Source organism: Microbacterium sp. Leaf288, assembly GCF_001422925.1.
GTDB lineage: Bacteria > Actinomycetota > Actinomycetes > Actinomycetales > Microbacteriaceae > Microbacterium.
On sequence record NZ_LMNI01000011.1, the window covers coordinates 289,072 to 305,859 of the forward strand.

At 69.7% G+C, this 16,788-nt stretch carries 1 protein-coding gene (only partly in view); it reads left to right on the top strand.

Annotation, left to right across the window (positions count from 1 at the left end):
* Positions 1 to 16,765: the 3' portion of a hypothetical protein gene (locus ASF40_RS10685; RefSeq protein ID WP_157549620.1), read on the top strand. It extends 12,155 nt beyond the left edge of the window; 16,765 of the gene's 28,920 nt are visible here — the last part of the coding sequence; the start codon falls outside the window, past its left edge; the stop codon is at positions 16,763 to 16,765.
* Positions 16,766 to 16,788 lie beyond the last annotated feature (23 nt).

The window sequence follows — 16,788 nt, forward strand, 5'->3', positions numbered from 1 at the left end:
AGCCTACGCGCACGTGAGCGGCGAGACGTTCGCCCGTGGTGCGGGCTCGCTCGGTGCGAGCGGCGCGGACTACGACTTCACCGCGACGTCCACGAACCGCGCCACGGCGTTCTCGAACGTCATCACGGGCGGCTTCCTCGGTGGTGTCGCCGTGTCGGCGCCCGTCGCCGAGATCGGTGCGCAGACCGGGGCGGACTGGAGCGGCACCGTCACCTCGGGTCACGACCTCACCGTCGAGGCGGACGCCGACAATGAGGCCACCGCGACGGCCAAGGTGCTGTCGACGGGCATCATCGGGGTCTCGGGTGCCGAAGGCAAGGCGACGATCACCGCCGCCACCGTCACGTCCGCGGTCGTCGGCGATCCTGCCGAGATCTCGGGCCTCAGCGGCAAGCTCCTCCTCGACGCCCACGCCGACAACGACGCGACCGCGATCGCCGGCGGCAAGGGCATCGGTGCCGTGAGCATCGGGGTGATGTTCCCGAACGCCTCCAGCTTCGCCGTCACGAAGGCGCAGCTGATCGGTGATGTCGGCACGACAGCTGTCGATCCGGCCGTCGGCACCGTGGGTATCGCCGGAGCGGGTTCGATCGAGGTCAGGGCCATCGGGCAGGACTCGACCACGGCCAGCGTCGACAGCCTCAGCATCGGGCTTCTCGCGGTCTCGGCCTCTTCCGCCGATGCGACCACGAAGTCCGAGGTGCGCGCCACGATCGGCGGCGGCGAGGTCACGGCCTCCGGCGACGTGACGGTGCTCGCACAGTCGCTGGCCGACGCCGACTCCTACGCCGACGCGACCTCCGGCGGCCTCATCGACATCCAGGCCGGGTTCACGGCCGAGTCCACGTCCGAACCGAAGGTCTACGCCCTCGTCACGGGCGGGTTCGTGCAGGCCGGGGGACTCCTGTCGCTGACGGGCCTGCACGGCGTCGCACCCGGCACCGTCTCCGACGGCACGGTCCTCGCGATCAACTGCAACGGCGCCGACACCATCTGCTTCGCCCTCCCGCACGGGGTGCAGACGGGCGCCAACGTCAGCTACTCCGCCCCGGCCACCGGCATCCCGCAGATCGACAACGGGACGCTTCCGAACCCGAATGCGATCGGCGGACTCGGCGACGGTCGCACGTACGGCGTGATCAAGGTCGACGACACGACCATCCGCCTCGGCGAAGCGCTCGACTTCAACGACCCCGACACCGGCGCGGACGTGAGCGTCGAGGTGGCGACGGGCAGCATCTTCTTCCCGCAGGGCCACAACTTCCGCACCGGCGACAAGGTGGTCTACGACTGCAACGGCTCGGGCGCCATGGGCACGCTGCCCGCTGCGGGTCTCGTCTGCGGCCTGTCGTACTGGATCTTCGCGATCGACGACAACCGCATCCGTCTGTCCACGAGCCAGCTCGACGACGACGGCAACGTCGTCGTGAGCTTCACGACCGTGACCAGCCCCACCGAGATCGCGGTGGCGAACTCGGCGGGACTCGACGGGCGCGCGGTCGTCTACGCGGCACCGGCGACAGTCGACTTCAAGAACACGCTCATCGACATCGACACGAACGGCTCGGGACAGCTGGTCACGAACGGGGACGGCCAGATCGTGCGCGACGGCTCGTGGAACACCATCTACGCGCCGAGCCACGGCTGGTCGACCGGCGACGCGGTGAAGTACTCGGTCACGAACGGTCCCGCGATCACGGGCCTGAACGACGGCCAGACGTACTACGTCTACCTCGGCGACCCGGACGGCCTGTTCGGCGTCTCGGCGGCCGGGCCTCATATGCTCCGCCTCGCGCTGAACCCGTGCCGCGCCGGTATCGGCACGTACAACACGACTCCCGGCGACGGCGGCGTGGGCAACTCGTGCGCCGGCGTCATCCAGGTCATCTCGCTGTCGACGGTGCTGAACATCAGCGACCCGAACTACTTCCCCTCGATCCTCGCCAACCACTCGCTGCGTCGCGTCGGGTACGAGCCGATCGGCCTCGTCGAAGGCAACATGTACTTCATCGACGTCGTCGACGGCACGCACATCCGGCTGCTGGATGCCGCGGGCAACGTCGTCGGCGGTCTCATCGACAAGCTCGGCACCCACTACCTGATCGACCAGGGCATCGCGGTGACCAGCGGCGCGGCGGGCACGCAGCGGCTCTACATCGACCTCGATGCCGGGGGACTGCCCCCCGCCACACCGCACGTGCTGATCGGCGTCGGCGGCCCGGGCAGCCAGGTCGGCCCGTCGGAGAACGGCATCGTGAGCGCCACGTCGACCGGCGTCGGCGGCGGCCTGTTCCGCTTCAGCGACGTGTACTCGGAGGCGACGGTCAAGCCCACCGTGTCGGTCGAGGTGCAGGGCGGCACGCTCCGCGGCAAGGGCGTCCTCGTCGACGGTCGCTCGTACGCGCAGGTCGCCGTGAGCTCGGTGGGCAAGGGCGGCGGCTTCCTCGGATTCGGCGCATCGAACGCCATCGCCGATCTCGTCAACACCGTGCAGACGAAGGTCGCCGACGGCGCCTCGATCTTCGCGAGCGGCGACATCCAGATCACGGCCTTCGGCGAGAGCCGCGCGAACGGCGAGGCCGTCAACCGCACCGGCGGCCTCATCGCCGGCGCAGACACCGACGTCGACCTCGAGATCGGCTACGACATCGATGTCGAGGTCGCCGGCGACCTCTTTGCGAACCGCACGATCCTCCTCGACGCGGCGGCGGCCTTCCTCGGCAACGCCCGGGCCTCCTCCGGGTCGGGCGGTCTCGGAACGAACTCCGACGCGAATGACGACGACCAGCAGGGCGTCGGCATCGGCCGCGAGCACGCGGCATCCGTCGCCACCACCCTCACCGGCACCGCGAGCGTGCGGGGTGCGTTGGTGCAGTACTCGGCGGGCAGCGGCGTGCGCTGGAGCGTCGACTTCGCCGGCGACACGGGCGCCCGTGTCGAGCACGACGAGCTCGCGCGCGGGTTCGCGCGGTCCGACTCCGACGCGTACGCGCTGGGCGCAGATTCGGATGCCGGCGCTTATGTCCACGTCAACGACAGCGTCACCACGACCATCGCGAACGGGTCGGTGTCGGAGGGCGAGGAGGTCCGGCTGCGCGCCGTGCACAAGAACCTCGACCTGCAGGCGATCGCCAACTCCAACTGCGGCTGCGGCGGCGGCGACACGGATGCCCGGGCGCACGTGACCTTCCTCGGCGACTCGCTCATCCGCGGCGTGGACGAGTCGATCGTGCGCACGAGCGAGCTCGTCGTCTCGTCGCTGACGAGCTTCGACCGGCTGTACGCCTACGCGCACCGCTCCGGCGGCCTGTTCGACGTGGGCGGCTCGGACGCGGACGTGAACTACCAGCCCCGCCGCGACATCCTGTGGGAGTCGACCGTCTTCCTGCTCGGGGAGCCGAACCCCGTGCTCATCGTCGACTCGTCCGGCAAGATCATCGCCAAGTCGGGCAACGTCGTCGTGCGCTCGACGCAGTTCGGAGCGCCCCTCGGCATCGGCGACACGATCTCCGGCGACACGATCTGGATCGACCCGATCCTGTACGACGAGAAGCCGGCTGCGCTCTTCGAGGCCAACGACGCCGGCGGCAGCTGCGACGGCGACTGCAGCGGACTCATCCACGGCACGGCCGGCATGTTCTACATGCAGCAGACCTGGAACTCGGTGCTCATCCGCAACAGCTCCGACAAGGCCATCTTCATCAAGGGCACGGCCGACCCCGACAGCGTCTCGATCGACGTGCTCAACGCCGACCTCGACGTGGTGCCGTCCGCCATCATCAGCGTGTCGGTCGACAACGGTCCGCACGCGCCCCCGGCGACGCAGTGGTTCTGGCACCTCCAGCACATCTTCCCCGCGACCGACATCGTCATCGAGAGCCTGCGCGCCACGAAGACGACCGGCTTCGACATCGCCTACGACGGAGACATCCGCAACAACCTCGGCTCGACCCGGATCACGAACCACCGCGGCTCCATCCTTCGCGGCATCGATGCCGGCGACGAGGTCATCACGAGCAACCGCGTCACCCTCGACGCCGAGCAGGGCTCGATCGGCACGATCCCGAACCCGATCACCCTGGTCCTGGTCCAGATCTTCCACACCGGAGAGATCGGCGTCCCGGCCGTCCTCAAGCCCGTCTTCCTCGATGCCGAGGCCGGGCAGAGCCTCTACCTCGACGTCACGACGCTCCGCCGCTCGTCGCTCACCGCGAGCACCAGCCCGATCGCCCCCGTCCTCGGCCCGATCAAGGCCGGCTACGACGCCGTCGTCATCCTCCGAGACGCGGCCGAGGGCATCGACCCGCTCGATGTCGCCGACATCCGCGTCGACATCTACGACCCGAACGACAAGCCCGCCCCGTACGGCTCCGGCAGCCCGATCGAGAGCGTGCAGACAACGTGCTTCTTCCGGCCCGACGGCCCGTCGTGCGCCGGCGGCGTGGATGCACCTGTCGTCGTGGGCGGCACCGTCGTGCTCGTCGGTCTCGGCACCGACCTCGACCCGATCCGCACGAACGTCACGTTCAGCGACATCCGCGCGGGCCACAGCATCGCGATCTTCCACCCGTCGCCGGCGACCGAGGTCACCGTCCTCGCCTACACCGACGGGGACGCGACGTGGACCGACGACGAGACCGGCGCGGTGCACGGCGTCACCGACGGCTCAGGCAAGATCGACGTGCTGACCAACGGGAACATCACCGTGGTCGAGCAGAGCGCGAAGGGCGACCTGCGCGTCGGCCACGTCCACGCCACCGGCCTGTGCTCGGGTGCGACGCCGAAGGCGTGCACCATGGCCACGATCGCCGCCGATGTCACGCTCCGCTCGCCGGCGCGGATCCTGGATGCGGAGCTCGACGCCGGCATCATCGACACCGACGACGACCGCACCTGCGTCGACGCCTACGACCTCGACTGCGCGGCGGGCACGCCGACCGGCGTCGACGTCACCGGCCGCAACATCACCCTCGTCGCCGGCGACAACGGCCTCGGGCAGCCGGGGAGCGTGTCGGGCTCGGGCGGCATCGGACTGGCCGGCAACTTCCTCGAGATCCAGGTCGACGCGGTCGGCGGACCCACCGGGCACCTCGACGCCTTCGACACCGCCGCGGACGACGCGAACACGCAGGGCATCTACATCGACCAGGTCGCCGGGCACCTGCAGATCGGCATCGTGCACACGGCCGGCGACGACGCGCTCACGACCGGCAACGTGTCGCTGCGGACGCGCAGCGGCAGCATCCTCGACACCCTCGACGACGCCGCCGCCGACGTGATCGGCCAGACGATCGACATCGACGCGCACGGCGGCTCGATCGGCGTCTCCGCGAACGACCTCGAGATCGACTCGCTCGTCGGGTCGCCGTTCGCGTGCGTCAACGAGAACTGCGCCGACAACGCGAACGGCACCTCGGATGCCGGACTCGTCGCGGTCGCCGACGACGTCGCCCTCGAGGCATCCGCCGGAATCTGGCTCACCGAGACCGATGCCTACCTCCGTCTCCTCTTCGCCCACGCGACCGGCGGCGACATCCGCATCACCGTCCGGGAGAGCGCGCAGCTCGACGAGGACCTGTTCCTCATCCGCAACGGCACCGCGAACTTCGCCGAGGACGACAGCACGGTTCCGGGCAACAACCCCGACCACCCGCGCGTGATCCCCAACGGCACGGTCTTCGCCGAGGACGGCGGCGTCGAACTGCGGGTCGGCGACGACGTCACGCTGCACCAGTTCACGCAGATCCTGGCCGACCGCGCGATCGACATCCGCGGCGACCTCGGCAACGCCGACACGGGCGGCACGCTCGCGGTTCCCGACCCCGAGCACGGCACCACGATGATCCTGCGCGGTCGGATCATCGCCGACTGCGTCGTCGGGGCGGGCGGCACCTACGGCTATCCCGTCGGAACCTGCTCGCCGTCCTCCGCCAACCCCGTCGGCGACCGCCTGGCGAACGTGTGGGGCGGCAGCGACGTCGATGTCTTCCAGCTCGGCGACCGGTCGGGTCTCGACCTCGCACAGACCAGCAATGCCGCCCTCAACAAGGAGCAGTGGGGCGACGCCGGCTACATCTTCTTCGGCGCGAAGACCATCGTGCACGGCAACGCCACCCTCACGTCGACCACCGCCGACGGCGAGGACGAGTTCACGGTCTGGTACCTGCAGTCGATGGATGTCGTGACGAGCCCGACGGGCCTGCAGTCCGGCACGGGCGCGGGGCACACGCTCACCCTCGACGGCCAGGGCGAGACCGACCACTACTCGATCTACACCAACGGCAGCCACGGCAACATCCGCAACTACGTCATCAACGTCCTCGACACGGGTCTTGCGAACCAGGGCGTCGACGAGCTCGGCATCTACGGCTACGACAACGCGGCCGTGGCGTACAACGGGGCAAGCGGCGCTGCCGACGACATCTGGCTGCTGCGGGCACTGACCTGCATCGACAACGAGTCGCCGTTCGCCCTCAACGCGGGCGTCCCGGCGACGTGCGCGACGCCGACCGAGACCGCCGATCACCCCGCGTTCATCGCCCTGCTCGCCGGCAACGGCAACGCCGACGGCGGCATCGGCCTCTACCGCGACCGCACGCAGGGCAACGAGCCCAGCGCGCTCGTGCAGCGCATCAACTACGACCGTGCGCTCAACGGCCGCATCACGGTCTTCGGCCTGGGCGGCAACGACGCGTTCTACGTCGACGACACGCAGGCCACGATGACGCTCGACGGCGGCGCCGGCAACGACGCGTTCCAGATCGGCCAGATCTTCGGCACGCAGCGCGACGGCGAGGCCGCGCCCGAGGGCGGCGCCCTGCTCCCCGCCGACACGTTCCCGGCGCTCGTCCCCACGACCCGCGGCTGGCTGAGCCCCGGTGCGCACGCCCCGCTGCTGGCCACCGGAGGCACCGGCAACGACCGCTTCATCGTCTACTCGAACCAGGCCGAGATCCAGCTCAACGGCGACGACGACAACGACCTGTTCATCGTCCGGGCCTTCGCGATCGCCGCGGTGTGCGACACCGACGCCGACAACATCGCCGGCTGCGGCCTCAGCGACGTGGACTACCGGCCGGCGGGCGGCGTCTTCCCGCTGGATGCGGCGGACGGCGCCGACGACGGGCAGTGCGTGCTCGCGGGCGGCTACATCCGCTACGACAACAACGGCGACGACGTCTGCAACAACGCCGACGCGCACATCACCTACCACCACGCGCCGGGCAGCAACGTCGATCTCGACCACACGATGTGGCAGGACGACGTGATCCCGCTGGACGCCAACGGCGTCGCCGTGCCGGTGATCGGGCTCGGCTTCTCGACGAACCGTCCGCTCGACATCCGCGCCGGCGGCGGCGAGGACGAGGTCCAGTACAACGTCAACGCGCCGGTCAACGTCGACGGCGGCACCGGCTTCGACAAGCTCGTCGTCCTCGGCACCGAGTTCGCCGACGACTTCGTCATCACCGACAAGGCGATCTACGGCGCCGGGCTCAACGTCAAGTACACGACGATCGAGATCCTCGAGGTCGACGGGCTCGAGGGCGACGACCAGTTCTTCGTCCTGTCCACCGCGTACGGCGTCGCCTACCGCGTCATCGGCGGCCTGGGCTCCGACCAGATCTCGGTCGCGGGCGACGTCACCGCCGACATCGTGACCCGCGAGCTCGAGGGCATCTCGGGGGCGGTCGACCACATCGTCCTCTCGGACGACCCCCGCTACGACGGCATCGTGGTCGACGGCGTGCCCTACAACCTCGCGACCCCCGAGACCGGCGTCGTCGTGATCAAGGAGCAGGGCACTTCGACGAGTGTGCGCGAGGGCACGACGACCGGGCCCATCAGGGAGATCAACCACTACACCGTCGAGCTCAGCCATGCCCCCACCGCGAACATCTTCGTGACGGTCTCGGCCGCGCTCTCGCCCGACGAAGAGGCGCGCGACACCTTCGACAACCCGACGGGCTTCGGGCTCACCGACGGCGTCGCCGACACGATCTGGCTCTGCGTCGACACGTTCCCGTACGGCGACCAGTGCAACGGCATCGGCGACTTCCAGCGCCACTACGTACGGAACGGCGTCGTCGTCGACGAGGCCGGACGCGCCGTGGTGCTGACGTTCACGCCCGGGAACTGGAACACTCCGCAGCGCGTCTACATCCGCGCCTACGACGACCTCCGCTCGGAGGGCGACCGCACCGTGGTGGTGCAGCACTCGGTCATCGCCGCCGACAAGGTCGCGGATACCGAGTTCCACGGTGCGGCGGTGCGCCAGGTGAACGTCCGCGTGTACGACAACGACACCCCGGGCGTCTACGTCACGCACGTCGAGCCGTCGACCGAGAACCCCACCACCGCGCCGAACACGCCGGGCGAGATCGCCTGCGCCGCGAGCGCGCAGAACTGCGTCCTCGACGACCGGGGCGTCGTGATCGAGGGCAGCGGCACCACGCAGCGCACCGACGAGATCCTGGTCCAGCTCGCGAAGGACCCGGGCGCGCTCACCATCACCGTCAAGATCACGATGGATGCCGACTCCCAGCGCATCCTGCAGATCCTCGACCCCGCACTCGGCTCGCGCTGGACCAAGGTCACCGGCGAGGCGTTCGGCACGTACTACCTGCTGACCTTCGACAGCACGAACTGGAACACCCCGGTGCGGCTCACGCTGCAGGCACGCAGCAACCCCGAGCCCGGCGATCCCACCACGGCCATCATCTTCTGGGGTCAGGAGTTCGCGACCCCGGCATACACCTTCCCGAACCTGCGGTCGGGTCAGCAGCGCACCGACGTGCTCGTCTACGACGACGAGACGGCGCAGGTCGTCACGATCCCGACGGGCACCGACACCGTCGTCGTCAAGTGCGGCGACGCGGCGTGCTCGGTGCCGGGCCTCCGCGACGGCTACTACCTCCGCCTGACGACGACCCCGACCGGCGACGTGCACGTCGTCATCACGCCCGACGGTCTCGTCGACGCGGTCTCGATCAACGGGGTCGCGGTCACGCCGGACGACTATGTGGAGATCGGCGGCGACATCCCGTCGCGGGTGTTCCTGGGCAACCTCTCGTTCGCCGGATCGACGATCACGCGGGCGAACGGCAGCGACACCGGCAGCTTCTGGGACGACGGCCTCGCCGTCGGCCAGCGCCTGCGGTTCGCAGCGTGCACGGGCATCTACACAGTGCAGTCGATCTCGGTCGACGGCAAGTCCTTCACGGTGTCGACGCCGCTCGTCGGCTGCAGCGGCGCGGCGACCGGCACGTCGATCAACGTCCTGACCCGGCGAGGGATCTGGGACGGCTCGGCGGCGCTCGCCACGGCGATCGGCGATGACCTGCTCACGCACTTCCGGCTGACGCGCGCCGGCGGCGGCTGGCTCGCCGACGGATTCCTCGAGGGCCAGTGGGTGCTGGTGTGCGACGGGGACGGCGACTGCGTCCGTGCCAAGATCCAGAACATCCGCGGCACCAACCTCGCGCACGACCAGCAGCTCGAGTTCCGCCCCGACTCGTACGACGACTTCTCAGCGCTGTCGGGCTCGGCGTTCAGCGTCGTGAGGATCGCCGCGCAGGCGACCTTCACCGCCGCCGACTGGTACCTCGACCAGAAGGTCGAGCTCGAGGCCGACCTCGGCTATTACCAGCCGATCGTGCGCCAGGGCGTCAAGAACTTCCCGGCGTCGCAGCACCTGCTCACGCGGCTGCGCGGCCCGCTCGCGGTCGAAGGCGGCGTGACGGGAGCCGACCGCTCGCTCGAGCTCGGGCTGAAGCTGCCGGGCGAGCAGGACGGCCCGCTGTTCGCGATCGCGACCCAGGCGCCCGAATCCAAGCAGATCGACGTCCTCAACATCTACGGCGACGGCAGCGTGGCTCACAACTGGGGCGTCATGACCTCGACGACCCTCCGCGGCCTCGGCATGGCGAAGGACCTCGACTTCGGCGCGGCGTACGGCGGATCGCAGAACGAGACGTTCGGCGAGCCTCAGATCTTCCCCGGCGGCATCAGCTTCGGCTCGGTGTCGTTCGTCGACGGCGAGTACGAGACCTCGGCCGGCCGCAGCTCGATCGAGGTGCTCAACCTCTTCCTCGGCGCCGGCAACGACCGCCTCGACATCCAGGGCACGCTCCAGCCGGACGACCCGGTGAAGCTGAGGGGCCAGATCACCCTCGCCGCCGCGCAGTCGTACCCCGGATTCGCGGCGCCGCCGGCCGGTGCGCTCCAGCTCACACGACCGTCGCCGTTCGACTGGAAGGCGCAGGGCTTCCTGATCGGGCAGCCGGTGACGATCAGCAACCAGCCCGGGCGCGTGTTCAAGGTCGTCGGCTTCGCCGACTCCGACCCGAGCGACACCACCGACAACACGGTGATGTACCTGCAGCTCATGAGCGGCGGCGCTCCGACCCCGGGCACGTCGGGCTCCGGTGTCAACGCCCCGACCGTCGTCGCGCAGGACGTCCCGGTGACGATCACGGTCCCGGTGACCGTGGTCGGAGGCCCCGCCGGCGGCACGGTCACCCGTGCGAGCGGCAGCTGGATCGCGGACGGCTTCGTCGTCGGCCAGCTGGTGCGGATCGCGAACATCGCGGGCCAGTGGCGCCTGGTCGCGGTGACGGCCACGACGCTGACGCTCGACCGCGGCGACGTGCTCCCGTCGATCGCGGCGCCCACCTCGCAGAACGTCTTCGTCCCCGGACCGAACGGCGGCCTCACGGCGGTGCACGGCGGCGGCAACACGCCGATCCAGACGGTGTTCGAGATGACGCGCACCGCCCCGACGCCCGCTCAGGCCTCCGCGTTCCCGGGTGCGGCACTCGTCCTCACGCGACTCGACGGACTCAATTGGGCGTTCAACGGCCTGCTGCCCGGCAGCGGGTACTACGCGGGCGACCCGTACCTGCACGCCTCCCAGCACGTGCAGCTCGTGGGCGAGAACTTCACGCGGATGATCCTCGGCTTCCTCGATCTGCCGTTCGCCCAGTGCCCGTACGGCGACCCGTTCCCCGGCTGCGGCAAGGGATCGATCATGATCCTGGGCGGGCCGAACATCGCCCCCACCACCCCCGTGACGCTGCCGCTCGGCACCGGACTCGCGACCGATGTCCGCGTCGCGCAGCCGGTGAAGATCGAGGTCACAACGCCGGTGCAGGTGAGGACGTCGAGCCTGACGCGCACCGACGGCGCGAGCTGGAGCGCGGCGGGCTTCAAGGCCGGCATGCAGGTGCGCATCAGCGGCTTCGCGGGTCCGTTCACCATCTCGAAGTTCTCGGGTGCGAACGACAGCGTCGTGGAGTTCGCGAACGTCGCATGGGCGCCGAGCATGCACCTGAACGCGGCGGGCGCGGCGATCTGGGATGCCGTCACCCTGACTCTCACCGCGTGGGACGAGTTCCGCGCATCGAACGGCGCCATGATCGGCGGCGACGTTCTCACCGTCTGCAACCGAGCAGTGGACAGCCTGCTCTTCAAGATCGCCGCGCAGCCGGACGGCCTCGTCGACGATCCGGTGCGCTGCGACGCGACGCACACGGCCGGCCCCGGCTCGCCGCTGGTGGTCTACGGCGACACGTCGCAGGACGGCGTCTGGTACTCGGGCACGCCGGGCGACAACCTGGGCATGGAGTTCGGTCCCAAGCCGTTCGACCCGTTCACCCACATCCCCGACGGGGAGAACGAGGACGACGAGTGGGTGTTCGGACTCGCGAACCCCTACGACTACAGCGGCAACGACATCATCGACGCGTCCGGTCTGTTCGCCGACCTCCTCCCGGCGAATCTGCCGACCGTGGGCTTCACGGCCTACGGCGGACTGGGCGACGACCTCATCATCGGCAGCCAGGCCGGCGACCACCTCGCCGGCGGCTCGGGCGACGACGAGATCCGCGGCCTCCGGGGCGTCGACCACATCTACGGCGACTCGGGCGTCAACGTCGACGTGCTGACGCGTGCGCTCGACATCGCGACGATCAACCGCAGCCCGCGGCCCACGGTGACCGGTGCGGGCTTCATCCCGAACGGCACGACCCTCACGCCGATCGTGGGTGGCGTCATCGGCGTCGTCGACGACCTGCTCGTCGCCGGGTACGACCTCATCTACGGCGACGGCGCGCCGGGCCTCGGCCTCGGGTCGTTCGCGGTGAACGCCAATGGGCAGCCCGAGTCGGCGTACGACGACATCGTCTTCGGCGACCACGGCGCGATCGACCAGAACGTGGCCGACCCGAACGAGCCCGACCCGCGGCTGCAGAAGATCCAGACGACGGCGCTCGCCTCGATCCTGCGGATCCGCAGCGTCAACCTCGACAAGGGCGCGGACGACATCGTCTTCGGCGGCCTCGGCCGCGACGTGCTCGTCGGCGGCGCCGGCAACGACATGATCGACGGCGACCAGTCCGACGACATCCTGTTCGGCGACGCCGTGTGGTTCGACCGCACGCCGGGCAACTGGACGAGCCCGCGGTTCCAGTCGCTGTGCGGCACGCTCCTCTACAGCCGCAGCGACATCACGGACGCCTCGAACCTCTGCAACGGTGCGCCGACTCCGACCGAGAACAACTCGGGCGTGCTGCTCGTCGACGGCACGCCGCGCCCGTACCGCGACCCCGACGGGGCGCCGTGGTGGGCGGAGTACGACGTGACGAACCTGTTCCACGACGTGGCGTCGGACCGGGGTGACAAGTGGGCCGCGACGTGGGGGAACGACTACCTCGCGGGCGGCGCGGCCCACGACATCCTGTTCGGGCAGCTCGGCGACGACGTCCTGCAGGGCGACGGCGGCATCGAGGGGGCCTTCCGCCGCTGGATCGACGACCACCCGTCCGTCGTCAACGGTGTGGCCGATGCGGCGACCTCGGCCTCCCACGTGGGCGCCTCGCGCACCCCCCTCGGCTGCTACGACAACGACCCCGGCGCGGGCGTGGCGATCCTCTGCGACTACACGGGCGTTCTCGTGGTCGTGCCGTCGTTCGAGGCGGCGACGGATGGCGAGGACTACATCGAGGGCAACGCCGGCAACGACGTCGTCTTCGGCGGTCTCGGCCAGGACGACATCGTCGGCGGATCGAGCGACTTCTTCAGCCTCGACACGGCCGACAAGCGCCCCGACGGCCTGCAGAACCCGGCCCTCAACTACCTGCCCGGTCACGACCGCGGTGCCGACGTCCTCTTCGGTGGGGCGGGCTCGCGCATCGGCATCAACGACCAGACCAACGGCGGCACGATGGTCAGCACGCCGACGACCGGCGGAACGCTCGTCGACGGCACACTGCCGGCGAACATGCACGCCCGCGACGCCGACACGATCGTCGGAGACAACGGCCGCATCGTCCGCATCGTCGGCACGAGCCACGGCGACGTCAACGGGCTGGGCAACACCGGCACGGTCGGGGTCCCGCCGGCCACGGGATCGAACTACCTGACGTTCCAGTACGACAACTACGGCACGCAGAAGCTCATCGTCCGTGGCGTGACGCTCCTCGACTACACCCTCGGCGGGCCGGACTTCGAGCCCGAGAACTTCGGCCTCGGCGTGGGCAGCGACTGCACCAACGGCTCGCCGACGCAGCCGATCTGCTCGAAGGTGCTCGACACCGCGACGGGTCAGTGGCGCAACGTCGCCTACGACCCGACGGCCGGCGCGCAGACCGGCGGTCGCGACGAGGTCCACGGCGAGACCGGCGACGACACGGTCTACACCGGCGCCGACCACGACGTCGTCTACGGCGACGCCCAGGACGACGACATCATCGGCGGCTGGGGCAACGACTGGATCTCGGGCGGCACAGGTCAGGACGGCATCCTCGGCGACGACGGCCGCATCTTCACCAGCCGCAACAGCTCGACCGGCATCCTGACCGGCGGCGCCGCCTGCTCCGGCAACGCGGCCGCGCCCGGCGCGGTGAACGCCTGCTACAGCGAGCGGCTCTACGGCATCACCGCGCTCCTGGCGACAGACCCCGACACCAAGTACTCGAACGGCAACGTGCTGAACGAGTTCATCTACACGCCCGGTCAGGGCCAGACGGCGACGATCAACATCGGCGGCCAGCTGAACAAGGCGGCCGACCTCACGATCTACAACCTCGGTCCCGACGTGAACGCGAGCCTGCACCACGTCGCGAACTCGCCGCTGTACGACGCGAACAACTCCGACGACATCATCTTCGGCGGCTGGGGGAGCGACTGGATCCACGGCGGCGCCGGCGACGACGCCATCTCGGGCGCCGAGGCCATCGGCACCGACCCCGACGACAACCGCCTCGCTCCCAACGGCGTCAACGGACCGAAGCCGGCGGGCAGCGGCTACGCCCAGCACTTCGACCTCGCGGGCACCCTCGTCGGCCTCGAGTACATCGACTTCGCCCACCCGTGGAACCCCGGCGACGTGCTGCACTTCGGCGCCGACACCAACCCGTGGCACGCCAACAACCACAACGAGATGCGCCTGGGCGAGTTCCTCCTCTACGACGAGTACGACCCGCGCCGCGCCATCCTCTTCAACGGCGTCGGCCAGACCTGGGGCTGCACCTCGTGGTCGCCGAGCGGGCACACCTGCACGGGCAGTTCCGACCGCACGCTGTTCCCGAACCAGTTCTTCCTCAACAACGAGGACCTCGTCGGCGACATCCTCGTGAAGACCTGCGTCTCGGTCGACAACCAGGGCAACTGCCTCGCGTGGAAGTTCGACCAGGCCACCGACGGCGACGACGCGATCTTCGGCGATCTCGGCAACGACTGGCTCGTCGGCGGCACCGGCCAGGACACGCTGTGGGGCGGCTGGGGCAACGACCTGCACCAGGCTGACGACGATCTGCACAACGGATGCCTCGTCATGGCGAACAACGGCACGTGCCAGCAGTACGGCGACACATGGCTGAACGACATCGCGGACGGCGTCAACTCGAGCTTCCAGGACCGCGCCTACGGCGGCGCCGGACTCGACATCCTCATCGGCAACACCGCCGGCGACCGCCTCATCGACTGGGTCGGCGAGTTCAACAGCTACCTCGTGCCGTTCGCGCCATTCGGCATGGCCACGGTCAGCCGCCAGAACAACCCGGCCCTGCCCGAGTTCCTGTACGCGCTCAGCCGCAGCCAGGGCGCCGACCCGACGCGCTGGAGCGACGAGGGCAGCGACCCCGTGCGCAACGGCGAGCCGTTCGGTGAGCTGGGGCTCATCCGCCAGGAGGACCACGGCTACTGGCAGACGCAGACGGGCGGCCCGACCGACCCGCAGGCGGGGAACATCCCCGGCGGCAAGCGCGACAGCGTGCGCGGCGCGGACTTCAACGACGGCACACTGCAGGGCTTCCTCACCGACTCGGGCACCTTCACGATCACCCAGGGGGTGCTGACCGTCACGGCGGCGAGCTCGCAGGGCGACGCGGTCGCCGTCTGGTACTCGGACGCCTACCAGACCGTCTACTACGAGGTCTCGGCGCGCATCTCGATGGACAAGCCGACCGGGGGCTGGAAGGCCAACGCGTACATCATCTTCGACTACTTCAGCCCGACCGACTTCAAGTTCGCCGGAATCGACCAGTCGACGAACAAGATGGTGATCGGCGAACGCACCGCCACCGGCTGGTGGGTGCGGGCGCAGGGGAGCGTGCCCGGCGGCGTGAAGGCCAACACGTTCTACAACCTCAACGTCGTGATCAACGGCCTGCTCGTCACGGTCACCGCGGACGGCAAGAACGCCTTCAGCTACACGTTCGCGCCGCGCATCATCGGCGGCCAGCAGGTCGCCCTCAACCGCGGCCTCACCGGCTTCGGCTCGAACCAGGCGAAGGGCCTCTTCGACAACATCGCCCTCACCGTCATCTCGCCCGAGATCACCATCGACCGCACCGAGTTCTTCGAGGGCGGTGGGCCTTCGGCGAGGCAGGACGTGACCGGCACCTGGACGACGGTCGGCGGGCGACTGCAGGGGACGACGGATGCTGCGGGCACCGCGACGTCGCTCATCGGCGTCCCCGTCGGCACGGGCTACAGCAGCGTGCCGAAGCTCGACGCCACCAGCTACGTCCAGCTCACTGCGACCCTGCGGGCGGCGGGGATCACCGGCATCCTCTTCGACTGGTACTCCGCGAAGGACTACAAGTTCGTCGGGATCGACGTCGCCGGCCAGCGCGTGGTGATCGGACATGTGGCGAAGGGTGTCCGCACCATCGATTTCGCCATCGCCCGGGCACTCGCCGGCGGCACAGACTACGTGCTCGACATCGTCCTCAAGGCTACGGTGGTCACCGTCACGCTCGGCGGCCAGGTGCTCGCCTCGTTCTCGTACAACTCGCCGCTCGCCGACGGCCGACAGGGTCTGTTCGCGTTCGGGGTCGGGGTCGGGGTCACAGCATCCGCTGCCGACTATCGCCTGCGCACCGACGACGATGCGTACACGGGATCCCCGCCCGCAGCGCAGGCCGTGCGGATCTCGGACGCGACGGTCACCGAGGGCGCGGCCGGCACCACCAAGACCGTGACGCTCACGGTCACCCGCGACCAGGCAGGCTCGGCGCTGTCGATCGGGTGGAGCGTCGACACCCTCATCGCGAACGGTGTCACATGGGGCGTCGATGTGACCGGCGCCACCTCCGGCGTCGTGACGTTCGCCGCCGGCGCCACCACCGCCACCATCACCTTCACGGTCCGCGGCGACGCCGCGAAGGAACCGGACGAAGCATTCATCGTGACACTGCAGCCGGCGCCCGGCGCCAATCTGGCGGACGCGCAGGGGCTGGTCACGATCAAGACCGACGACGGGTGACCGTCGCCGGCGCCGGCGGGTCG